At 64.1% G+C, this 256-nt stretch carries 1 protein-coding gene; it reads left to right on the top strand.

What is annotated here, in order from left to right; translation table 11 throughout:
- Positions 1-256 (top strand): hypothetical protein (locus AAEY72_RS15545; RefSeq protein WP_352311511.1); only part of this gene is annotated, 256 nt, incomplete at both ends.

The following is a 256-nucleotide window of genomic DNA, read 5'->3' as shown; positions in this document are numbered from 1 at the left end:
CCATGGCGGTGTTCCCACCGGTGTACCTGCAACAGTTGGCTGAACATGCCGAGCGCGACGGCAACCCACCGGCGGTGCGGGTTTACTGCTTCGGTGGTGATGCCGTTGCGCAAGCCAGCTATGACCTGGCGTGGCGCGCGCTGAAACCTAAATACCTGTTCAACGGCTACGGCCCGACCGAAACCGTGGTTACGCCGTTGCTGTGGAAGGCACGCAAGGGCGACCCCTGTGGCGCCGTCTACGCGCCCATCGGTAC

Origin of the sequence: Psychrobacter sp. W2-37-MNA-CIBAN-0211 (assembly GCF_040309405.1) — a bacterium.
In the GTDB taxonomy this organism is placed as follows: domain Bacteria; phylum Pseudomonadota; class Gammaproteobacteria; order Pseudomonadales; family Moraxellaceae; genus Psychrobacter; species Psychrobacter glaciei.
Note: the sequence above shows the minus strand (reverse complement) of the source record. Positions and strands in the feature narration are given on the sequence as shown.